This is a genomic window from Actinotignum saccati (assembly GCF_051265055.1).
Lineage (GTDB): Bacteria > Actinomycetota > Actinomycetes > Actinomycetales > Actinomycetaceae > Actinotignum.
On sequence record NZ_JBOZCC010000005.1, the window covers coordinates 1 to 21,074 of the forward strand.

The 21,074-nt window shown below is 60.2% G+C and carries 21 protein-coding genes, 1 tRNA gene and 1 riboswitch; of the genes, 14 read left to right on the forward strand and 8 right to left on the reverse strand.

Annotated features, from left to right (window positions below; genetic code table 11):
• The coding region (locus ACRQEC_RS05395) for a MiiA motif-containing surface protein (protein WP_435730298.1) at window positions 1–2,240 on the reverse strand (2,240 nt) is incomplete at its 3' end.
• 260 nt (window positions 2,241–2,500) lie between these two features.
• Window positions 2,501–2,899 (reverse strand): hypothetical protein, encoded by a 399-nt coding sequence (locus ACRQEC_RS05400; RefSeq protein ID WP_284890095.1) that lies wholly within the window; start codon window positions 2,897–2,899, stop codon window positions 2,501–2,503.
• Window positions 2,900–3,126: 227 nt separating this feature from the next.
• Between ACRQEC_RS05400 and ACRQEC_RS05405 the strand changes: the two genes are divergently transcribed.
• On the forward strand, window positions 3,127–3,492 hold the full coding sequence (locus tag ACRQEC_RS05405; protein WP_284890094.1) for a hypothetical protein: 366 nt from the start codon (window positions 3,127–3,129) through the stop codon (window positions 3,490–3,492).
• A 47-nt stretch (window positions 3,493–3,539) separates the two neighbouring features.
• Here ACRQEC_RS05405 and ACRQEC_RS05410 read toward each other — a convergent pair whose 3' ends face one another.
• Window positions 3,540–4,139: a hypothetical protein gene (locus tag ACRQEC_RS05410; RefSeq protein ID WP_284890093.1), complete on the reverse strand. Its 600-nt coding sequence runs from the start codon at window positions 4,137–4,139 to the stop codon at window positions 3,540–3,542.
• Window positions 4,140–4,415: 276 nt separating this feature from the next.
• A complete protein-coding gene (locus ACRQEC_RS05415; protein WP_284890092.1) occupies window positions 4,416–4,544 on the reverse strand; it encodes a hypothetical protein in 129 nt (42 codons plus the stop codon).
• Window positions 4,545–4,720: 176 nt separating this feature from the next.
• Between ACRQEC_RS05415 and ACRQEC_RS05420 the strand changes: the two genes are divergently transcribed.
• Complete coding sequence (locus tag ACRQEC_RS05420; RefSeq protein WP_320756970.1) at window positions 4,721–5,017, forward strand: type II toxin-antitoxin system RelB/DinJ family antitoxin; 297 nt, start codon at window positions 4,721–4,723, stop codon at window positions 5,015–5,017.
• Window positions 5,018–5,022: 5 nt separating this feature from the next.
• On the opposite strand, the gene ACRQEC_RS05425 is transcribed toward ACRQEC_RS05420, so the two are convergent.
• Window positions 5,023–5,096 (reverse strand) — tRNA-Gly (locus tag ACRQEC_RS05425).
• Window positions 5,097–5,346: 250 nt separating this feature from the next.
• Between ACRQEC_RS05425 and dcd the strand changes: the two genes are divergently transcribed.
• The 11 genes from dcd (at window position 5,347) to ACRQEC_RS05480 (ending at window position 17,246) form a co-directional block, all read left to right on the forward strand.
• A complete protein-coding gene (dcd, locus tag ACRQEC_RS05430) occupies window positions 5,347–5,946 on the forward strand; it encodes a dCTP deaminase (protein WP_026428605.1) in 600 nt (199 codons plus the stop codon).
• 354 nt (window positions 5,947–6,300) lie between these two features.
• Complete coding sequence (locus ACRQEC_RS05435; RefSeq protein WP_284890090.1) at window positions 6,301–9,396, forward strand: Na+/H+ antiporter subunit A; 3,096 nt, start codon at window positions 6,301–6,303, stop codon at window positions 9,394–9,396.
• Window positions 9,393–10,067, forward strand: a complete 675-nt coding sequence (locus ACRQEC_RS05440) for a Na(+)/H(+) antiporter subunit C (RefSeq protein WP_284890088.1) — start codon at window positions 9,393–9,395, stop codon at window positions 10,065–10,067. Before ACRQEC_RS05435 ends, ACRQEC_RS05440 begins: the two co-directional genes overlap by 4 nt.
• Window positions 10,064–11,833 carry a Na+/H+ antiporter subunit D gene (locus ACRQEC_RS05445; RefSeq protein ID WP_284890087.1) on the forward strand — a complete coding sequence of 590 codons (1,770 nt, stop codon included), beginning with the start codon at window positions 10,064–10,066 and terminating at the stop codon, window positions 11,831–11,833. The genes ACRQEC_RS05440 and ACRQEC_RS05445 overlap by 4 nt, the downstream gene beginning before the upstream one ends.
• Window positions 11,830–12,465: a Na+/H+ antiporter subunit E gene (locus ACRQEC_RS05450; protein WP_087069996.1), complete on the forward strand. Its 636-nt coding sequence runs from the start codon at window positions 11,830–11,832 to the stop codon at window positions 12,463–12,465. The genes ACRQEC_RS05445 and ACRQEC_RS05450 overlap by 4 nt, the downstream gene beginning before the upstream one ends.
• Window positions 12,462–12,905, forward strand: coding sequence for an MrpF/PhaF family protein (locus tag ACRQEC_RS05455; protein ID WP_284890086.1), 444 nt, complete (start codon window positions 12,462–12,464; stop codon window positions 12,903–12,905). Before ACRQEC_RS05450 ends, ACRQEC_RS05455 begins: the two co-directional genes overlap by 4 nt.
• Window positions 12,902–13,309 carry a monovalent cation/H(+) antiporter subunit G gene (mnhG, locus tag ACRQEC_RS05460; RefSeq protein ID WP_026428609.1) on the forward strand — a complete coding sequence of 136 codons (408 nt, stop codon included), beginning with the start codon at window positions 12,902–12,904 and terminating at the stop codon, window positions 13,307–13,309. Before ACRQEC_RS05455 ends, mnhG begins: the two co-directional genes overlap by 4 nt.
• 66 nt (window positions 13,310–13,375) lie before the next feature.
• Window positions 13,376–13,645 carry a DUF4235 domain-containing protein gene (locus ACRQEC_RS05465; RefSeq protein WP_284890085.1) on the forward strand — a complete coding sequence of 90 codons (270 nt, stop codon included), beginning with the start codon at window positions 13,376–13,378 and terminating at the stop codon, window positions 13,643–13,645.
• A gap of 95 nt (window positions 13,646–13,740) precedes the next feature.
• Window positions 13,741–13,851, forward strand: a riboswitch (TPP riboswitch).
• A gap of 38 nt (window positions 13,852–13,889) precedes the next feature.
• Complete coding sequence (locus ACRQEC_RS05470; RefSeq protein ID WP_284890084.1) at window positions 13,890–14,936, forward strand: thiamine ABC transporter substrate-binding protein; 1,047 nt, start codon at window positions 13,890–13,892, stop codon at window positions 14,934–14,936.
• Complete coding sequence (locus ACRQEC_RS05475; RefSeq protein WP_284890083.1) at window positions 14,933–16,618, forward strand: ABC transporter permease; 1,686 nt, start codon at window positions 14,933–14,935, stop codon at window positions 16,616–16,618. The genes ACRQEC_RS05470 and ACRQEC_RS05475 overlap by 4 nt, the downstream gene beginning before the upstream one ends.
• Window positions 16,602–17,246: an ABC transporter ATP-binding protein gene (locus tag ACRQEC_RS05480; protein ID WP_284890082.1), complete on the forward strand. Its 645-nt coding sequence runs from the start codon at window positions 16,602–16,604 to the stop codon at window positions 17,244–17,246. Before ACRQEC_RS05475 ends, ACRQEC_RS05480 begins: the two co-directional genes overlap by 17 nt.
• 53 nt (window positions 17,247–17,299) lie before the next feature.
• On the opposite strand, the gene ACRQEC_RS05485 is transcribed toward ACRQEC_RS05480, so the two are convergent.
• Window positions 17,300–17,506, reverse strand: coding sequence for a hypothetical protein (locus ACRQEC_RS05485; protein ID WP_284890080.1), 207 nt, complete (start codon window positions 17,504–17,506; stop codon window positions 17,300–17,302).
• Window positions 17,507–17,924: 418 nt separating this feature from the next.
• On the opposite strand from ACRQEC_RS05485, the gene ACRQEC_RS05490 reads away from it, so the two are divergent.
• Window positions 17,925–18,557 (forward strand): hypothetical protein, encoded by a 633-nt coding sequence (locus ACRQEC_RS05490; RefSeq protein ID WP_301575301.1) that lies wholly within the window; start codon window positions 17,925–17,927, stop codon window positions 18,555–18,557.
• A 296-nt stretch (window positions 18,558–18,853) separates the two neighbouring features.
• On the opposite strand, the gene ACRQEC_RS05495 is transcribed toward ACRQEC_RS05490, so the two are convergent.
• Together ACRQEC_RS05495 and ACRQEC_RS05500 are read right to left on the reverse strand one after the other, a co-directional pair.
• Window positions 18,854–19,516 carry a response regulator gene (locus ACRQEC_RS05495; protein ID WP_284890078.1) on the reverse strand — a complete coding sequence of 221 codons (663 nt, stop codon included), beginning with the start codon at window positions 19,514–19,516 and terminating at the stop codon, window positions 18,854–18,856.
• A 2-nt stretch (window positions 19,517–19,518) separates the two neighbouring features.
• The gene (locus ACRQEC_RS05500; RefSeq protein ID WP_284890077.1) at window positions 19,519–20,670 is read right to left on the reverse strand and encodes a sensor histidine kinase; all 1,152 of its coding nucleotides are present in this window, start codon (window positions 20,668–20,670) and stop codon (window positions 19,519–19,521) included.
• Between the last annotated feature and the right edge of the window lie 404 nt (window positions 20,671–21,074).

The window sequence follows — 21,074 nt, forward strand, 5'->3', positions numbered from 1 at the left end:
TCCGGAGTGATCGTGGCCGTCGACTGGTCCGGGAAGGTTACGGTGACCGTGCCGTTTTCGGAGACGGTGATCGTGGTTCCTTCGGGGAGCTTCGGATTCTTCTTCTCGACGGCCTTCTTGACCTGTTCGCGTTCGGGATCGGTCAGCTTATTGACATCAACAACACCGGTGATTTCGGGGTCGTTGATCTTGATCTTCTCATTGTCCTTGAGCTGGCGAACCGTCTTGTCCGGAGTGAAAGTAGTTGAGGAGCCGTCCTTGTAGGTCACGGTTGCAGTGCCATTGTCGGAGACAGTGATCTTGGCATCCGTGGGCAGGTCCGGGTTCTTAGCCTTGATAGCATCGCTAACCTTGGTCTTTTCCTCGGGCGTGAGTTTATCGAGGTCAACAACGCCGGTGATGTCAGGATCCTTCAAAGTGATCTTCTCTGCCATCTTCGGCTTGGTGACAGCGATCTTGAAGGGAACCTTCACCGGATCGGGCTGGCCGGGAATCGTGACGAGCACAGTGCCCGTCACATCGCCCGTCTCCTTATCCTCGGGGATCTGGTAGGTAATCTTGCCGTCGTTGCCAACAGTGAGTCCAGCGGGAGCTTCGCCGTCGACCTTAAACGTGGAACCGTCCGGGAAAGTGAAGCCTTCCGGCGTGGAGATCGGAACCTCAACCGTGGAACCGGACTTGCCGCTGGAATCCGGGTATGAAGGCGTGACGAGCGGCGCCTTGAAGGTCTTGGTGCCGAGTTCCTTGCCGTTACGGTTGAAGACAATCGTGACATTGCCTTCCTTGTCCACGGTGACTTTGTCCGTGTCCTTGAGCTGGTTGAGTTCCTTGACCTTGGCCTTGATGGCATCCTGTTCGCCGGGCGTCGGGTTATTCGGGTCAGTTACTGCTGTCTCAGAAATCTTGGACGTGTAGTAAATGATGGTGGCGGTCAGCTTCGGGGAGACCGCACCAAGGTCGGTTGTGAGCGTGCCGGGGAATTCCTGGGTGCCGGGTTCGTGGCTGATCCCGGGAACCTCAATATTCTTGGTGATTTTGCCCTTGACCTCGTTGTGAACATCCTGCTTAGAAAGTCCCGCGTCGTCCCCGTACTTGAGAATTCCGAGCTTGCCGTAATCCACATCTATAAGCCCCTTCACATCTTCGGGGGTGAAAGGCGCGTCGGTATCCAGGCTGCGGATGAGAGTGTCCTGCTTCGTGGGAAGAACACGCACCTTAAACAGATTCGAGAAGGACTGGGTGTAGCGCATATCGTCGGCTTTGTCCGTACGGATTCCGATAAAACGCTTACCGCCAATCGAATTGGAGATACCAGCGTCATACTGACCGGAGATAACGGCGGTATTGCCGGCGAGCTTGAGGTCGAACCCGGAAAGCTGTTTCGTAGCTGGCCACGCCTCGCCCTGGCCCGGGGCGTTAGTTCCCCAGAGCTTACCCTTGCTGTAGTCATCGGCTTTCAGAGTAACTGTTACCGGAGGTACGGGGGTGGACTTCAGTTTGTTCTGGTTTGTGTTCGTGGAAGGATCGAGGAAGACCAGAATATTGGGAACCTTCCCGATAACGCTCACGGATTCGCTGCTGGGAACGACGACGCTAAACCCGTCTTCACCGGCTTTGTTCGCAATAGTGAGCTTTCCTTGGTCATCCACGGTGACCTGATCACGGGTGAGACCGAGGGCGGGGTTGTTCTTGAGGAAAGCGTCAACAATCTTTGCCTGCTGATCCGCGGACAGGGTGTAACTATTCGGATCGGCAACCGTCATTTTGCCCGCGTTATGGGTGCTTTGATTTTGAGGGGCACCCTTTTGGGGATCCGGGTTTTCCTCCCGGAACGCGAACGGTGGAGCGTAGTAGAAAACCTTGACGTTGTAAGTGTCGAAGGTGTCCTGAGTCCCCTTCTTGGCCACGATAACCGGTACGTCCTTAACGCGATCTTTACGCTTTGGGCCGTAGGAGTTAGCGTTGGCTTCGCTGAGGTTCTTTACCGTGAACTCATACTCATCGGGATTCAGGTTGTTTTTGGTGAGCTGAGCCTTGACGGAGTCAATCACCTCAGCCTCGGTCAGTCCATTGACTAAGAAGAAGTTCTTTGCGATGGCACCGCCGAACTTTGCGGAGTTGGCTTGTTCGGCGCTGGAAGCTCCCGCGGGGGAGGCTGGATCGGCGAGCGCGGGTGTGCCGCCGAAGAATATAAGGGTGGCCGCCAGGGTGGCACCCGCTATCTTACGAAAAGAGGTCACGAGATCCCTTCCTTATTTCCCAATCGTTGAACAATGAATACAACATTGATTTGAATAGAGAATTCGTATCATTATTCTAATCCGCAGGTCAGAGGGTTGAAAACCGATTTCCTGTGACGTATGACCAGGTCGTAGTGGGAGTGTGGCGTCGTCGTGCCTTATTGGGGTGGAGCGTGACTGAGCTGATGTGAAATGGTGGGTAGGTGATGGTGGTGTGATGCTTGGTGGTCGGAGCGCTGGTGGCTATTGAAATAAAATGGCTATGGGGTTGATGTGGACAATCTCGTATACCGCTGAGCATAGGATTGCGTTGAATTTCCAAGTTTTCCGTGGAAGATCCGATTCTCCGGCAGTTCCGGGAATTTCGATTCCCACATCTCGTAGACGCGCCACGGCAAGCTAAGTGTTGGCCAGACCCGCATGAGGAGCTCCCGATTTAGCCAGCGCTCCTGCTGTTCTGTGGTTCCCTCGTTGATCAACGTTGTATAACCGCGCTTGATGAGGCCGTTGCTTTCAAGATGGATCGTCTGGGAATTTGGTGCCCAGATAATCGAATGGTCGAGATAAAGCGTGCCGCCCATGCCGGGGCCGCGAAGCGCAGCCAGGGAAGAGGGCAGTTCGTAATGCTTGCGTTGTGAATAGGGTGCAATATCGCGCATGCGGTCTCCTCCCTGGTTCTTCCTCCAATTCTAGAGGGGAAGAGGGCCGCCGGCCACAGCGGAACAATTAAATTGAATACGGCGCGGAGTGAATGCGATAAAATTATGCGTAACAGTGTTATGTAGGGGCGAGGTTATGTAGGCACGAGGAGGTGCGGGTCATGGCACGGCTACATGTGAGAAGGCGGTGGTCCTTCTTTGATGACAGGAGCCGCCATTATTTGAGCGTGAACGGAAAGAGATGCCCGGAGGTACTACTTCCCGAACGCGATAATGTTTTTGAGGTGAACGACGGCGCCTGCGTTGCTCAGGTGCGAACGCTGGTTCCCCTCAAGAGTAATCCCGTATCTTTCTCCGCGGCGGAGGAGAGCGACATCTATCTCAGCTATCGCCTCAAGAAGGGAGTCATTATTGGCCTCATTGTGCTATTCGGCGCGGTGGCGGCCCTGCCCTTCGTGGTGAAGTCCGTGGATCGCATGATTCTGCTTCCGGTGGCCGGGGTGTGCCTGATCGTGCTGCTGGTGCTGTCGCTCACCGTTTTTTCGACGATGTACACGCTCAAAATAGAGGACTCATCCGGAGTGGCTGCATAGCCGGCTGCGCGGGCCGGCCTTCCACAGCCGCATGTACTGGCGGCGGGCTAGGCGGCGTCGTCGTTCTTATCGGGAATGCACTGCGTTGTTGACGAAATGCGCTGGGCGCCGCGATGGTCGGCGAGCCAGCGCTGGCCGTTGACGTCCGTGAAACAGAAACGGAAGTTTTCGTTGATGACGGTGCGCGGGGGTCGGTCGCCGAAAAGGGCGTCGCCGTAGGTGTCCACGTACTCGGCTTTTTCTTTCGGCGGGAGCGTGGGGAACGTGATTTCGTAGCCGGCGGCGGTTTGCCGGAATTCGTGATAGTGGTCGGCGGAGATGGTGAGGCCGTCGAGCGGGGCGGGCAGTGCGAGCGTGAGGTCGAAAACCGGGTTGGGGGAGGCGTTGTGGAAACTCGAGGTGATCTGCCGGCCGATTTTCCCGGTGTCGGTGCGGTGTTCCTCCGCGGTGATCTTATTTTGGGTGAAGGCCTGGTTGGCCTGGGAGAATTGCTCGGCTTTGATCGCTTCGTGGCGGTCGTAAATATTCAAGCCGAGCACGGCCACGGCGATAACCACCGAAATCAGCGAAAGCGTATCGGATAGCGGCAGCCAGCCGCGCCGCTTCCCGCGCGGCTGTTCAGTGCCGATGGCCTTCTCCTCATCCATGCGGTTGTCCCTTTTCTGCCTGTTTTCAAACTGTAGCCGCGCTTGGCGTGACCGATGCTGGCACCGTGCAGCGCGGGCCCACAGCGTGCGGACACCGATGAATTTTAGCGGTTGGGGTTGTGGTGGGAAAGCTCGGACGCGGTCTGAGTGGAAAGAAATCCAGCCCGTCTGCAATCGAAGGTCGCAGCGGGCTGAACGATTGATGTAAATGTACCACGACTGGGGCGGGGACGCACGGGCGGTGAATCAGGAAGATCTGCCGCTTACTTAGGTATTTCACTTGGCCAGTTCCTCATATGCGCGCGCATTTTTTCTTATGAGTGCGGCTGAGACCTTCGCGAGCTCGGCATCGTCTGGCGCTGTGGTCCCATCGAGCTTGTTAGATTCTGTGAATTCCTTGGTCACCGTCATCCCTCCTTGGATATGGGTGGTAGTGCTGACACTTTGATTCTAAACCGCAATTCTCGTTTGGTACCGGTAATGAGTATCGCTATGGGGGGCGTTGAACTTTTGTGTTTCGTGGTGGCTAGACGGCGCGCCTAAATGCTTGCTGATGCACTGACAAACATCATAAACTGTCAGTGCGATCAACATCTGGAGGAGAAATGGCGTCGAGTAGTCTTACTATCCGTCTTGATAGCGAATTGAAGGATGGTGCGGCAAGTGTCGTGGAATCCTATGGACTCGACCTATCGTCCGTTGTGCGAGCGTTTTTCACTGAAATGGTGAACACTAACTCGATTCCTTTGTCCTTCGATTACAAGCGTCCAAACGAGGAGAGTTTTCGAGCTATTCGTGAGACTCAAGAAATGATTGCCTCGGGCAGCGGTAAAAGTTATGCGACTGGCCGCGACCTCATTGAAGCGGCCTTGGCGTGAGAAACTGGAGCGGGCGACGGGAATCGAACCCGCCTCTGCAGCTTGGGAAGCTGCCATTCTACCGATGAACTACGCCCGCGAGAGCGGTGAAACCTCACGCAAGCGGCCGAACCGTAGCGCGAAAGAATCACTAGGTGATTATCCTAGCGTGCCATCCCCGCCAGCGCAAAGCGCGCCCGCGGCTTAGTGCTTGCGGCAGGTGTTGTTCAGTTTCCGCGGCACGTGCGGTCCAGCACTCGCTGCGCGGAAGCGCGCCCAAATTGCTTCAATTACTCCACATACCGCCGCGCGGGTAGCGCCCACCCGCGCGGGCGTGTCAGAATCTAGGCGTGTTACTTTCCGATGTTGATATTTTGCGTTCCGTGAGCGAGGGCCGCATCGCCCTGCACCCCTGGGATCCGGCGATGGTGCAGCCCTCCTCCATCGATATTCACCTCGACCGCTTCTTCCGTCTCTTCGATAACCACAAATACCCGGTCATCGACCCTGCCGCAGACCAGTCCGACCTCACGCGCCTGGTAGAAGTCCCGGCCGACGGCGAATTCGTTTTACACCCGGGAGAGTTCGTGCTCGGCTCCACTTTTGAGCAGGTCACCTTGGGGAACGACGTCGCAGCTCGCCTGGAAGGAAAATCCTCCCTCGGGCGCCTGGGACTCCTCACCCATTCCACTGCCGGATTCATCGACCCGGGCTTCTCCGGGCATGTCACCCTTGAGCTCTCCAATACGGCAACGATGCCGATTAAGCTCTACCCGGGCATGAAAGTGGGCCAGTTCTGCTTCTTCCAGCTCTCCTCGGCGGCCAATAACCCCTACGGAGCCGGCGCGAGTGGTTCGCGCTACCAGGGTCAGCGTGGCCCCACGGCCTCGCGCTCCCACCTTAATTTCCACCGTATCGACGTGACCCACTATCCGGAAGCCGATAACTAGACTCCAGCCTTAGTACAACGCACCTGGCGTACCGCCCGGAGCGCCCCGCACCCAGCAAAACGCGCCCGGAGCGCGCCGGCCTTAGCAAGCCTCGCGCTCCCAAAGCAAGCGCCGGCCGCGCGGTCTCATCGAGAGCGGAAACACGGGACACTCCCGCATATTTTCGCTACTGTAATGATGTTCCATGCGTTAACAACGAGCTCCACCGCCTAAGAAACCGGCGCCCGCACCTACCAGCTGCATCGCGCCAGGTCACCCGCGGAGGGGCTCTGTGGCGTATGTTCGGCACGCGGCGCACGTAGAGCACGTAGCGCACCCCGCGTGCATCACAAGGTCGAAGGGACGGAGGCTGCCGTGGCATATGTGCTCCTGCTATTTGTGGTGGGGGCGCTGTGTGCACCGCTCGTAATGCAGCGCGGGCGTTTCGGCTTCGCGATCCTCGCCCTCCTCCCTGCCGGCACCTTCCTCTGGCTCCTCAGCCTCATTCCCCGCATCCTCCGCGGTGATATCTACCAGCAGTCCCTCACCTGGGTGCCCCAGCTCGGCATGGACCTCGATATCCGCATCGACGCCCTCGGCCTCCTCCTCGCCCTCATCGCCACCGGGGTGGGCGCTGCCGTGCTCTTCTACTCGGCACGGTATTTCAAACGCGATGCCTCCTACCTGGGCCGCTTCGGCGCGATCTTCGTGGCTTTCGCCGGCGCCATGCTCGGCCTGGTCACCACGGATAACACCATCGCCCTCTATATTTACTGGGAACTCACCACCGTCTTTTCCTTCCTCCTCATCGGCCACTATTCCGACCGCCAATCCTCGCGGCGCGCGGCCTTCCAGGCCATTATTGTGACCACGGCCGGCGGGCTGGCCATGCTGGGCGGAATCACCATGCTGGGCGTTATGCCCGGGGGCTCCTTCTCATTGCACGAGCTCGTGGTGGCCTCCCACGAAGCAACGATTTCCCCGGGGAATTCCGCGCTGCTCACGAGCGCCGTCGTACTTGTACTTATCGGGGCCTTCTCCAAATCCGCCCTGGTGCCTTTCCATTTCTGGCTGCCGGCCGCCATGGCCGCGCCCACGCCGGTTTCCGCCTACCTGCACGCCGCGGCGATGGTCAAAGCTGGGGTGTACCTGGTGGCGCGCCTGGCCCCCGGTTTCGCGCATAACCCCGCCTGGCACTGGATGGTGATCATCCTCGCCTCGTACACGGTGCTGCTGGGCGGTTACCGGGCCCTCAAACAAACCGATATCAAATTGGTGACCGCCTTCGGCACGGTCTCCCAGCTCGGGCTCATTATTCTTTTCGTCGGCTACGGAGATTCGGCGATGCTGCTGGCCGGGCTCATGCTGCTGCTGGCTCACTCCCTCTTCAAATCCGCGCTCTTCCTCTCCGTGGGCATCGTGGACGTGTGCACCGGCACCCGTGACCTGCGCGAACTATCCAATGTGGGCCGCAATATGCCCGCGGTCGCCACCTTCGCCGGGATGGCGGATGCCTCCATGATGGGCTTCCCGCCCTTCGCCGCTTTCGTGGCCAAAGAAGGGGCACTCGGTGCGCTGTGGGGCGGGAGCGCCACCGATATTGCGGTGCTCGTGCTCATCGCGGTGGGCTCCGCGCTCACGGTGGCTTACGGCCTGCGTTTCTGGTGGGGCGCGTTCATGCGCAAACCGCGCGTGGAAGATACCGAGGTGCGTGACGTTTCCGCGGTGATGATCTGGCCCGTGGGGATTTTGGCGACGGCGGGCCTGGTGGCCGGGCTCGCAACCACGCCTATCAGCACCTTCCTGGAGCAGTACCTGGCCCAATACCCGGTGCTGGCCCCCTACCAGGGCCACCTGCACCTGTGGTCCGGCTTCAACGGGCCCTTCCTGGTGACCCTCGCCATCCTCGCGGCCGGCTGCCTCCTCTTCTGGCAGCGCCACCGCATTTCTGCCTTCACCCAGCGCCACGCCATCCGCACCAGCGCCGAGGAAGCCTACCAGCGCATCGTTTCGGGCACCGAGCGTTTCTCCATGACCGTCACCGCCCGCACCCAATCCGGTTCGCTTCCCACCTACCTCCTCACCATTTTCTGGTTCCTGCTCATCACCGTGGGAATCGCGCTGCTGACCAACCCGGTGGGCACCCTGGTGGTGCCGCGGCTCTTCGATAGCTGGGCGCAGGCCGCGGTGGCGGTTGTGGGGTGCCTGGGCGTGCTGCTCGCCGCGGCCTCCCGCCACCGTCTCAAAGCCGTGATTCTCATGGGAATCGGCGGCTATGCTGTTGCCCTTACCTACGAGATCTACGGGGCTCCGGACCTGGCTCTCACCCAGGTGCTTTCCGAAACTCTCACGCTCGTGGTCTTCGTGCTGGTGCTGCGCCGCCTGCCCTCCTACTTCTCTTCCCGCCGCACCAAAGGCACCCAGCGCTTCCGCATCGTTTTCGCGGCCATCATGGGGCTGCTTTTCGCGGGGCTCGCCTACCTGGCGGCCGGGGTGCGCACCCACGCCCCAATTTCGGAGCTCTTCGCCGACGAAGGCTTCCGCTTCGGGTACGGGCGCAATATCGTCAATGTCACCCTCGTGGATATCCGGGCGTGGGACACCATGGGTGAGACCTCCGTGCTGGTGGTCTGCGCCGTCGGCATCGCCTCCCTCCTCTTCGTGCGTGACCGTTTCGGCGGCACGGACCGGCTGCGCAATATCCTCGGCGCGAAAAGTGAACGGGCGCAACGCTGGCGGCGACTGGGCGAGGACCCGGCGGAATACGTGCGCAACTCGGTGCGCGCGGAAGAAGAAGCGCGGCGTTCGGGGCGCAACCGGGTCTGGCTCGCCTCCGCGAACCGCCCGGGCGTGGCCTCCCGCCCGATGATGCTGCAAATCGGCACCCGCCTGGTCTTCCACACCATCCTCATTATTTCCCTCTTCTTCCTTTTCGCCGGGCACAATATGCCGGGCGGTGGCTTCGCCGGCGGGCTGCTCGCCGGCATCGCGCTGACCTTGCGCTACCTGGCCGGCGGGCGTTTCGAACTGGGCGCCACCCTCCCCATCCTCCCCGCTCATCTGCTGGGAACCGGGCTGGGTCTGGCTACTCTTTCCTCGCTCGCCCCGATCCTATTGGGCGGCAGCCCGCTGCAAACCGCGAAAATCGATATGGTACTTCCGATTTTTGGGGACGTTCATTTTACGACGGCGCTCATCTTTGACACCGGCGTCTATATCGCGGTTGTTGGTCTGGTAGCCGAAATTCTGCGGTCCCTCGGCGCGGAAATTGACCGGCACGGGGAAATGGAAGAAGGCGTGTGGGACGCCGATATTCGCATCGAACCCTCCCACGACGCCCGCCAGAACCTGCGCGAAGAAATGGAATCCCAGGCCGGCCTCAGCGAGCGCACCTCCCCGCAACAGGAAGCCGAACGCCTGGCTATGGCCGCCGAACAGCGCGATGCAGCAACGGAAGGAGAGCAGCAATGAGCGTATCTCTCGCCCTCATCCTCATGTGCGGGGTTTTCGTTGCGGTAGGCGTCTACCTTATTTTGGAGCGCTCCCTCTCGCGGGTCATCCTCGGGCTGGGCTGCCTTTCCAATGGCGTCAATATTCTTTTCCTCATCGCGGGCGGACGCACCGGCAACCCGCCCTTTATCGGCAACGGCTCGCCGGACCTGTGGGCGGACCCGCTGGTCATGGCCATGATGCTCACCGCCATTGTGATTACTTTGGCCACCACCGGCTTCCTGCTGGCCATGGCCTACCGCACCTGGCAGCTGCGCGATGATGACGAAGTGCGCGACGACGTGGAGGACCGCGCCGTCGCCGTACGCCAGCAACTGGAAGAAAGCAGCCAGCGATCCGAAGTGGGAACAGACTTGCAGGAAACCTCCGCGGAATTCCGCGACGAAACCGATACCCCGGCCCCGCGTTTCGGGCGCCTGGGCCGCTGGAACCGCCGGCACCCCAAGCGCCGCCGGCACCGCTACGTGGCCAACCCGAACGCGACCCACGGCGTGGACGGCTCGCTGGGGAACGGTGCGAACGGCGCGAACGGCGCGAACGGCGCGAACGGTAGGAACGCGGGACGCACCGGGCACCCGCGCGGCACCGGAACCGCGGGGCGTAACGGCAATACGGGAGGTGCGCGGCGATGATTTCCTGGCTGCTGGCCGTTCCCATTGTGCTGCCCCTGCTGGCCGCCGGGGTGCTCCTGGCGATTCCGCGCCGGCGCCGCGTGCAGGCCTGGACCGCGGTGGGGATGCTCTCCATCGTCCTCGTGGTGGCGGTCATTCTGCTTTTCGTTTCCGCGCGCGGCCCCATCACCCTGGACGTGGGCAATTGGGCGGCGCCCGTGGGCATTTCCCTGGTAGCCGACCGGCTCTCCACCATCATGCTCACCACCTCGGTTACGGTGACCCTCATCGTGCTGGTGTACTCGGTGTTCCAGGGCGTGGCAGACGGCGAACGCGGCGCCCCCACCTCGGTGTACTACCCGGCCTTCATGATTCTCTCCGCCGGGGTATCCGATGCATTCCTCACCGGCGATCTGTTCAATATGTACGTCGGCTTTGAGATCCTGCTGGCCGCCTCCTTCGTGCTCCTCACCATGGGCGGCACGGCCGAACGCATGCGCTCCGGCTCGGTTTACGTGATCGTCTCCATGGTCTCCTCCCTCATCTTCCTCACCGCGCTGGGCCTCACGTACGCCGCGGTGGGCAGCGTGAACCTGGCCGACCTGGCCGTCAAACTCCCGCAGGTGGACCCGGGAATGCGCATGGTCCTCCAGATCCTCTTCCTCGTGGCCTTCGGCCTGAAAGCGGCGATTTTCCCGCTGGCCGCCTGGTTGCCCGACTCCTATCCCACCGCATCCGGCCCGGTCACGGCGGTATTCGCCGGCCTGCTCACCAAAGTGGGCGTGTACGCGATTATCCGCACCCAGGTGCTGCTTTTCCCGGGTGGGCGCCTGGACGATATCCTCGCCGGCTTCGCGGTGGCCACCATGCTCATCGGTATCCTCGGCGCGATCGCGCAGGAAAATATTAAACGTCTGCTTTCCTTCACCCTGGTCAGCCATATCGGCTACCTCATCTGGGGTATCGCCATTTCCACCGAAGCGGGGCTGTCCTCCACGATTTTCTACGCCGTGCACCATATCGTGGTGCAAACCGCGCTGTTCTTGGTGGTGGGCCTCATCGGTTGGGTGGCAGGAACGACGTCGCTCGTGCGGCTCGGCTCCATTATGCGCGCGGCCCCCGTGGTTGCGGTTCTCTATTTCCTTCCCGCGCTTTCCCTGGGCGGTATTCCGCCGCTATCCGGATTCCTCGGCAAAGTGGGGCTGCTGGAAGCGAGTGCCGCGCGCGGGACTCCGATTGACTGGGTGCTCATCGCGGCCGGTCTGGTCACCTCGCTGCTCACGCTTTACGCCGTGATTCGCGCCTGGAATATGGCTTTCTGGCAGGAAGCTCCGGCGGAGCTGCCCTCCACCACCTACCCGAGCGGCATGGTGATTTCCGCCTCCGGGCTCATCGCGGTCATGCTGGGTATTACCTTCGCGGCCGCGCCGCTGCGCTCGTTTACCGACGGCGCCGCCGCCGAACTGGAAGCCCGCACCCCCTATATCAGCGCGGTGCTTCCCGATTGGGATCGCGGTACCGGGATTTCCCCGGAGGTCGATGAAGAAACCGTGGTACCCCACGAGGATTCCACCCCGGATACCGGCACCTTCACCCAAACTCCCGAACCGAAGGAAAGTCCGCGCCTGCTGCGCTCCCCGAGTCCCACGCCCGCGGCCACACTGGTGCCGACCGGCGCACCCGTGCCGAGCGGTGCGCCGTCGTTCCCAACACCCGCGCCCGCGGCGGTTCCCGCGCAAGGTACCGCACCCACGCCCGTTCCCACAGTTTCCGGAGGTGAGCAATGAGTCGCGATAGTGAAGCAATCCGCCTGGTCACCCGGCGCGAAGGCCGTTTCCCGAGCGCCTCCCTGGGGGTGCTGGTGTGGCTGACCATTGTGTGGGTGCTGCTGTGGGGGCAGGTGAGCGCCGCCAATATTGTGGCCGGTTTTGCCCTCGCCCTCCTCGTGACCGAAGTGGCGCCGTTCCCCACCGCCTCCTTCGACGGGCGGTTCCGCATCTGGGGTGTGATCCGGCTCGTTGCGATTTTCGTGCGCGACCTCGTGCATGCCTCCTGGCAGCAAGCCTGGTTTATCCTGCGGCGCGCCACCCCGCGCGGCGCGGTGATCCGCGTGCGGCTGCGCTCCCACTCCGATGCCTACCTTGCTATTACTGCCGGGATGTCCACCCTGGTGCCCGGCTCGCTCGTCATCGATACCGACGCCGCCACGGGCACCCTCTACGTGCATGTCTTCGACGTGGGCATGGCCGGGGGCGTGAGCGCCGCGCACCAATCGGTACTCGATTTGGAAGAGCGAGTGCTGCGCGCCTTCGCCTCCCGCAGCGAGCTGGTGCAGGCCGGATTCGTGCCCGGGTCCAGCCCCAAGGCCGGGCGCTTGCCCGTTCCCTTCGCTCCCGATAGTTCCGGAGGTGAACGGTGATTATTGTGATGGTGATTTGCGGGGTGCTCCTGACTATCTCCGCGCTGCTGGTGACGGTCCGCATCGTCAAAGGTCCCACGGTCCTTGACCGGGTGGGGGCGCTCGATGTGATCACGTCGATTATGGTGGGGGCGCTCTGCCTGCTCGCGGCGGTGACCCGGCGAGCGGATTTGCTGGCGGTATTCGTCGTCGTCGCCATTGTTGGTTTCCTCGGATCCGTGGCCGTGGCGCGCTTCATCCGGCCCGTGGACCAAAACGACCCGAAGGAAATGCGGCGCCTCGAAAAAGCGAACGAACGCGAAACAACCGACGAAGAAGAAGACGAAAGCCCCGCCCACGATCCGGACCGCGAGCCGCCCGCCGCTACCCGCACCCAACCGGATACCGTGGGCCGTGCGCAACCAGATACCGCGGGCGCGCAGGAAGGAGCCCGGCCATGAGCCCCTGGGATATTATCGGTGCCGCGCTGATGCTGGCCAGCGCCACCCTCACGTTCGTGGCCGCCATCGGCATGTTCCGCTACCCGGACCTCATGACGCGCCTGCACGTAGCCACGAAACCGCAGGTTCTCTCCCTGATCATGGGCTGCCTGGGCGCGGCCTGCCTGGTGCGTGACCCGTCAATGACGTGGACGCTGCTCCTCGTGATCGGCTGCCAGCTCATCACCTCGCCCATTTCCGCGCATATGCTGTCGCGCGCGGGGTACCGCACCGGCCGCATCGATTCGGATGCCATGGTCGTGGACGAATTGCGCGAGGACCTGCGCTTCGGGCGTGGTCTGAGTCATAATAGTTCTGGACAGGACAAGAATTCCGCGCGGGGGAGCACCTCCGCGCACTCATGATCGAGGGCGGTGCCGGGTGACCGGCCGCATCTGGCCGGGGCCGCGCCGCGCGAAGAAAGGGACGTTATGGATATCGGTTGGAAAGTTGTGAGCGCGGGCGTGGGCGTGCTCTCGGGGATCGTCGCCAATAAAATCGTGGACGTGGTGTGGAAGGGCATTTCCGGGCGGGAGATCCCCGATTCGGAGGATCCGAACGCGCCGCTCGTGGACGCGATGATTTTCGCGGTGGTGTCCGCCGGGGTGGCCGCGGCCGTTTCCCAGCTCACCCAGCGCCAGGCCGCCAAATGGTACGGCAAGGGCGAAGTGATCGATTCGCAGGCACGCGCCCGGGCCTAAGGTTCGCGCGGCGGTGCCTCGCCTTCGCGTGGCGCCGATCCGGTTCCGGTTCGGGACCGCAGGCGTGAAAATACGGGACCTCCGTACTAGACTGGACGGCACGACAGGGGAGCGCAGCAGCGCTGAGAGTGCGGCCGGCACGCGGCACGCAGACCCTCGAACCTGATCCGGTTAGTACCGGCGAAGGGAGTCGAGATCTCTCCTCCGCACCGCGGAGACCCTCCTTATATCCTGAGGAGGATGCATGGTCCAGAAAAATAGGCACGGCGCCCGCGTTCTTGCGGCCGCCGCGATGGTTGCGGCACTGGCCCTGGCCGGCTGCTCAAAGAACGACGACGCCGCCTCTCCGGCAGCGAGCGATCAGCCCACCACCGTCCGGGTGGTCAGCCACGAATCATTCAACCTGCCCGATGAGCTCATTGCCCGCTTCGAGAAAGAATCCGGGTACACCATCGTGAAATCGGCCCCCGGGGATACCGGCCAGGTTGTTAACCAATTGGTCTTGGCGGATGGCAAACCCGGCGCGGATATGGTGTTCGGGGTGGATACCTACACCGCCTACCAGGCGCTCGATGGTCATACCATCGCCGATTATTCTTCCCCGAAGCTCCCCGCGGGGGTGACCGCCCTGGAAGGGAAACTCAATCCCATCGACCAGGGCGAAGTCTGCGTGAATTACGACCGCGAGTGGTTCACCCAGAAAAATATGATTCCGCCCCTGAGCTTCGCGGATCTTTCCCGCCCCGAATACGCCGGGCTACTCGCGGTGGAAAATCCCGCGCTTTCCTCACCCGGGCTGGCTTTCCTAGCCGCCACCGCCCATGTTGCCGGGGGAACGGATGGGCTTTCCCAGCTGTGGGGCCAGCTGCTCGGGGCCGGCACCCGTATTTCCGGTTCGTGGACGGATGCCTACTACACTGATTTTTCCGGTTCGGAAGGCAAGGGAAACTACCCCCTGGTGGTTTCCTATTCTTCCTCCCCGGCTGCTGAAAGCGGGCGCACCGGCGTGATCGAATCGACCTGCGTACGCCAGGTGGAATACGCCGGGGTGCTGCGCGGGGCAGAGAACCCGGAAGGCGCGCAGGCTTTTATCGATTTCCTACTTTCTGAGGATGTGCAGAAAGCTATCCCGGAGTCGATGTACGTGTACCCGGTGGCCGATGTGGAGCTGCCCGCGAGCTGGCAGCAGCACGCCCCGCGGGTCAAGGACCCCATCGTGCTGGATGCTAAAGAAGTGGGCGCCCAGCGCGCCGAATGGATCCGCGCCTGGCGTGACACCGCGGGAATGTGAGTAACTCATTCCGTATCCCGCGCCCGCGCGGAGCTTCCCTGGTGGTTGCCCTCGCGCTCGCGGTCCCGCTATTTTTCCTCGTGGTCTTCTTCCTGTGGCCGGTGGTGGCGATGCTCGCGCGCGGGCTCGTCACCCCGGCCGGGGTGGATACCGCGGGTTTCGCCGCCGAGCTCACCCGCCCGCGCACCTGGAAAGTTGCCGGGCAAACCCTGTGGATGGCGGCGGCCAGCACCGCCTGCTCGGTAGTGCTGGGACTTCCCCTGGCCTATGTGCTTTACCGGCTGCGCCTGCCCGGGGTGCGGGTGGTGCGAGCCTTCGTGGTGGTGCCTTTCGTGCTCCCCACCGTGGTGGTGGGTACCGCGTTCCGGGCGCTGCTGCGCGCGGACGGCCCCTACGGTTTCCTCGGCTGGGATTCCAGCCCGTGGGCGGTGGTCGCGGCTATGGTTTTCTTCAATACCGCCGTGATTTCCCGGACGGTGGGGCCGCTGTGGGCGGCGCTGCCCCCGCACGCGGAGGCGGCCCGTATTCTCGGCGCCTCCCCGTGGCGGGCTTTCCGTACCGTCACCCTTGTGGAATTGGCCCCGGCTATTACCTCCGGCGCGGCTATTGTCTTTTTATTTTGTTCGACGTCGTTCGGAATCGTGCAAACCTTAGGTGCGCCTGGCTACGGCACCCTCGAAACTGAAATCTGGGTGCAGACCACCACCTTCCTTGATTTACGGGCTGCCGCGGTGCTCTCGCTGCTGCAAGTGGTGATCGTTGGGATTGCCACCGCGGTGGCGGCCCGGGCTACCCGGCGCACCTCCGCGGCGCTGCGCCTGCGGCCGGCCGCCCGGAGGAAAATGGGCCCGAGTGATATTCCGGCGCTGCTCATCAGCGCCGCTACCGTTATGTTCCTTATCGGGGCACCGATCCTCACCTTGGTGGCGCGTTCCTTCCAGCGTTCGGGTACCTGGACGCTGGAGAACTACCGCAATCTCATCGGTTCTTCCGGATTCTCGGGGGTCTCGGCTTCCGATGCGCTCCGGAATTCTTTGACAACGGGACTGAGCGCTGCTGTTCTTGCCCTGATGCTCGGGGCGCTGCTGGCTTTCGCGCTGGCTTCCCCGTGGGCCCCGCCGCGGCCGGTGAGTGCGGCCGCGGAAGGGATCGCCCTGCTGCCGCTGGGGGTTTCCGCGGTGACGGTCGGTTTCGGATTATTCCTCACTATCCGCATGCTCGTGCCTTCCGCGCAGGTGCTCGTGCCGGTTGCCCAAGCGGTGGTGGCTCTTCCCCTCGTGGCCCGGGTGATCCTCCCGGTGGTGCGGGCCATTGACCCGCGCCTGCGCGAGGCCGCCGCCACCCTGGGGGCCGGCCCGGGGCGGGTCTGGAGAAGTATTGACCTGCCACTGGCCGCCCGCGCGCTCGCGGTGGCGGCAGGTTTTGGCCTGGCCATTTCCTTAGGGGAATACGGCGCTACGTCCTTCCTGGCCACCAGTGATTCCACCACGCTTCCGGTCCTGATCGGCCAGCTCCTGGGGAGGCCCGGGGCGGAAAATTACGGGACCGCAATGGCCGGGGCGGTGGTGCTCGGTACGGTCACCGGGGGGCTCATGGCGCTGAGTGAAATGGCGGCGCCTGCCGGGGCTGCGTCGTCGTTATTAACGCAGCAGAAAGGAAAGCTTCGTGTTAGAACTTCGTGACGTATCGGTGCGTTACCCGGACGGTTTCGAGGCGGTGCGCGGCGTGAATCTGAGCGTGGAGTCGGGTACGACCGTGGCGCTGCTGGGGGCGTCCGGTTCGGGGAAATCCTCGCTGTTGCGCGGAATCGCCGGGCTGGAGGCAGTGCGCGGGCAGGTGCTTATCGACGGCGCTGATATGACGGCGGTTCCTACCCACCGGCGCGGGGTGGGCATGGTTTTTCAGGACGGGCAGCTTTTCCCGAATCGCAGCGTGGGCGGGAATATTGCCTACGGGATCGAGAAGGGCCGTTCGCGCGCCGAGGTGGCGGCGGAGGTGGAGCGCTGGCTGGAGCTGGTGGAACTGAGCGGTTATGCCGAGCGGGCGGTCACGACTCTTTCGGGTGGGCAAGCCCAGCGGGTGGCTCTGGCGCGTTCCCTGGCGGCGCGCCCGCGGGTGCTGCTCCTGGACGAACCGCTTTCCGCCCTCGATACCCGCCTGCGCCAGGACCTGGCGGTATTCCTGCGCCGGGTGCTGCAAAAGGCCGGCACGACGGCGGTCTACGTGACCCACAATGATGCCGAAGCGGCGACCGTTGCCGACCGGGTGGTGCGCATGGATAGCGGGCGGCTGGTTGCCGGTTCGGAGTAGGTGGTGCGGGTTCGCGGCGTTTTCCGGTTCGCTAAGCTCCCGGAACAGTACGGTTAGTCGTCCTTTGCTTGACGAACACCCTGGATAATTCCGGGAAGCATGAAGGATAGGCGTAGCGCGACATACGTGGCAGCGAAGACCGCGAACCATATCAAGCCGTTATGCATATTCCAGCCCGGCTCTTTGGCCAGGAAAGCCACAAGCAAAGCAAGTAATCCGGCGCAGATATCCGCCATACGGGCTCTAGTCTTGTCAGTCATGAGCGGTTCCATATCTATTAGTTTCGTACCGAGCGCAAGGTTTAACTTGCGCTCGATATTCGGGTATGCGCCCTCGACGGAGGACGGGTAGCACCGTGAGAAAACGGGTGCTGCTTTCCTTTGAGAGATGATGCCAGTTAACCACGCGTGGCTACTTCCGGGTACCGACAAGTGTCGGTATTTTTACCTAAATCAGTAGGTGGCAGTGGGGCTACGGATAGCGGTGGTTCTGGACTACTTTTCTGCCGAAGCGGACATTCTACTGATAAATGGCGAAACGGAATACTGACAGTTATCGGTGTTGCAGGCGTGGCTGTCAGTGTTTAAATAGGAATACATCCAAAGGTAACCGCAGTACGTTCATATAAGCTGCGTATCTGCCTATGCCATTCAGTCCGTATTGAAAGGAAATAAAGAAATGAAATTGCATAGAATTACCCGAATTGCAACGGCAAATATCGCCGCATCTGTTTTATCGTTTGCGGCCGTAGGTGTAGCTTCAGCCTCCGAAATGTCAACAATCCACGGAGGTTATGAAAATGCCTTCCGGGCGCCATCCAGTAGCGGATCCGATTCAATTTCCTCATATATCGCGACTGCGAATATGGATAAGCTGGGGCGTGATTCTAATAACGTGCAGCGAAACTCGGTTTCCCCAGATCGAGAAAGGTCAATTCGTTACGTCGAAAATGTAGAAGCAACGCCACGTTTTGTGGCTAGCCTCGTAGACGGGGATACGCTAACTGTGGATGCTAATGGGACTAAAATCAGTTGGCGTGATAAATATGGAGTTGAAGTCGCGTATTTAGATGCGACAAATGGAGGTGCAACACCTAACCAATTCTTCGTAATAGAAGGTAACGTAATTACAATTATTGCGGCGTCTACTCGTGCGCAGTGTGGTAAATCGTACTTTGGGCAAGTGGTGTTTGGCCTAGCGTGGGCTGGCGGTGTGTGTGGCCCAATGCACCTAATTCCGGCGCTTGGGATAGCTTGCGATGCGGTAACAATTATCGGCGCCCCAATCATCAATTGGGATAGTGTGTGTTGAAAATGAAACACCTGCAACGAATGATTAGGTTCTTTATCGCTACGGGTGGGGCAATAGGAGTATCAAGTTTGATACTTTATTGCCGTACGGGTAACGTGGTATGGAGTTCCCCAGTAATCTTTACCGCAGCAATATCTGGAGTGTTCTTATGGCGTGGATGGGAAGATATTTTATGCGGTCGAAAATATGATGATATTTAAGCAGGTCTCGTTTCGTGATTGGTTGGGTGGTCCAGGTTTTCTTTCGCAAAGGTAGACGAGAAGATCTCGACCACTTCGACACGCGAGTTTCGTGCATTACCCCATGATTCCGGCTTTGATAGCGGTGATCCCTAGTTCCGCACGCGTTGCGCACCCCGTGCGGGCGAGGATATCGGAAACATAGGAACGCACAGTAGTCTCGGATAGTCCGGTTTGTCGGGCAATATTCTTGTTCGCCAGAGCTTGGAGAAGTAAATGGAAGACGGCACGCAAGTGCTCCGGGAGTTGTTCAACTGCTGCAACGAAGTCCGCGTATTCTTCCTTGTTCTGCTGGAGCTTCTCGTAGGAAGTAATCAGGATTTCCGTGGGGCGGGGTGCCATGACTTGCTGCCCACCGTATGCTTTGCGGATTAGTTGAGCGAGTTCTGGAGCGATGATGTCCTTAGTGAGAAAACCGCGTACACCAGCACCAATAGCTTCACCAAGAGAATCTTCGTGTTCGAATACGGTAAGCATAACGATCACGATGTGGGGGTAATCCTGGCTAATACGTTTAGCAGCTTCGATTCCACTCATGACTGGCATGTCCACGTCGAGAAGAGCCAGGTCCACATTCCGGTGACGGAGTTGATCGATTGCTTGTGCGCCGTCAGTAGCAGTAGCAACTACAGCCAGACCTTCTTGTTCATTGAGTAGCCGTGAGAGACCTTCGCGGATAATAGGATCATCATCGGCGAGTAAAATTCTAATGTTACCCATGCCTACTCTTTCGGTGTCTCTGTTTTCATGCTCGGGGATTCTGAAGTGACAGATGTGTGGGCGGGTAGAGTTATATAGGTTATCCACTGTTGATCTACTGCGCTAGATTGCATTGTGCCACCTTCGGTTCTGATTCGGTTAGCGAGATTTGCTAGACCGTATCCACTACTCATATGCGAAATTGGCGGTTGTGCAGCGATCAGATTACTTAGTGAAAGTGCGAGCAGATCAGGCGCCGTTGATACCTCTATGACGAGATTTGCTTCCGAGCCTATAGGCGCGTATTTAAGAATATTAGAAGCACATTCGCGAATTGCTAAAGCCGCCGTACGGCGCTGCTGACGCGTCGTTAGAGTGTCAATATCGCCAGTGATATTGACTTCCAAAGTAATATCTCGGGTACTCAACATATTGGACACTTGGGTGACCACTTTGGACAGTGGAGTTTCGGTTGCCGTTGTATCCATGGAGATGATGATCGGACGGATACGCCTGGAGGCGCTTGTAGCAATCTCAACTAGGGTGCCTAATTCATCGGATAGGTCAGGGTGCCTAATAGCAAGATCCTGGGCAAGGATCGCAACATGAGCCAGGTCCTTCGCTGTAGTGTCATGTAGCTGACGTGCTAACTCCTGGCGAGTTTGTCTTACGGCTTCAAAGGCTTCTTCCCTTTTGGCTTCCGCGAAAATGCGGCGATTATTTTGCCATCGCAAGGACAAACCAACTGCCAAAGTGAGGACAGTTATAATTATTGAGCTAAGTATTTGTAACCTAGGTGTTGGACCGAGCGTTACCGCGACCGCCGCCTCGATAGTCATGGCAGCGATGGCTGGAATAATCCATGATCGCAGTATCCACATCACCAGTACGACGGGTACGCCGAAACCAAGCATAGCGAATGTGTCAACTAAATCGCACGCGTTAGCGGTAACGTAACCGGCTATAAATAGAAACTCGCAAACTCGGAAGAATCCGGCTAAAGCAAATAGCGTACACAATCCGAAATACAGTAAAAAGGAGTTGATATCAAAAGCGTACAAGCCTAACCCTGCGCTGAAGATATCAATCCCTGCGATGATGACGGCGCCGATAGTGAATAACAGTCGTCGTTCCGTAGTGGATACCGTGTGGCCAGGGGGTGGATGAGGAATCATTACGAAGCAGTTTCTCGCTCTTACCGCGGTCGATATTTCTCACACCCGGATAGTTTGGGGAATAGGAAGCATAATCCGGGGGGAATGGCCCGGGGGCTGTAGCGGTGCGGGTCTGTGGAGGCTACCTCAACGCTGTGAGGCGCTACCATTCCGGTGCTGGCCACAGAAGTGGAGGGAGGTACCGTGATGGAAAAAACTAATGCGCCTATGATTGCTGCGATACCTAATTTTGGCATGATTCTCCTTTCGGTTCGACGCGGTAGATTTCTTGAGTCTATCTGCGATCTCGAGAATTTCACGGATGAACACTGGCGTAACTGACCGACATTCGTCGGTATCCTCAAGCGCCTGCGCTGAGGTACGCTTCAAATGTTGATTATCGACGGAATGAGTAGGTGGGCAGT

Excerpts from the sequence above, each read along its gene's own strand:
- ACRQEC_RS05485 (WP_284890080.1), bottom strand. The coding sequence starts at position 17,506 with ATGACTGACAAGACTAGAGCCCGTATGGCGGATATCTGCGCCGGATTA.
- ACRQEC_RS05410 (WP_284890093.1), bottom strand. The coding sequence starts at position 4,139 with ATGGATGAGGAGAAGGCCATCGGCACTGAACAGCCGCGCGGGAAGCGG.
- ACRQEC_RS05490 (WP_301575301.1), top strand. The coding sequence starts at position 17,925 with ATGAAATTGCATAGAATTACCCGAATTGCAACGGCAAATATCGCCGCA.
- ACRQEC_RS05465 (WP_284890085.1), top strand. The coding sequence starts at position 13,376 with ATGGATATCGGTTGGAAAGTTGTGAGCGCGGGCGTGGGCGTGCTCTCG.
- mnhG (WP_026428609.1), top strand. The coding sequence starts at position 12,902 with ATGAGCCCCTGGGATATTATCGGTGCCGCGCTGATGCTGGCCAGCGCC.
- ACRQEC_RS05470 (WP_284890084.1), top strand. The coding sequence starts at position 13,890 with ATGGTCCAGAAAAATAGGCACGGCGCCCGCGTTCTTGCGGCCGCCGCG.
- ACRQEC_RS05400 (WP_284890095.1), bottom strand. The coding sequence starts at position 2,899 with ATGCGCGATATTGCACCCTATTCACAACGCAAGCATTACGAACTGCCC.
- ACRQEC_RS05500 (WP_284890077.1), bottom strand. The coding sequence starts at position 20,670 with ATGATTCCTCATCCACCCCCTGGCCACACGGTATCCACTACGGAACGA.
- ACRQEC_RS05450 (WP_087069996.1), top strand. The coding sequence starts at position 11,830 with ATGAGTCGCGATAGTGAAGCAATCCGCCTGGTCACCCGGCGCGAAGGC.
- ACRQEC_RS05440 (WP_284890088.1), top strand. The coding sequence starts at position 9,393 with ATGAGCGTATCTCTCGCCCTCATCCTCATGTGCGGGGTTTTCGTTGCG.
- ACRQEC_RS05445 (WP_284890087.1), top strand. The coding sequence starts at position 10,064 with ATGATTTCCTGGCTGCTGGCCGTTCCCATTGTGCTGCCCCTGCTGGCC.
- ACRQEC_RS05495 (WP_284890078.1), bottom strand. The coding sequence starts at position 19,516 with ATGGGTAACATTAGAATTTTACTCGCCGATGATGATCCTATTATCCGC.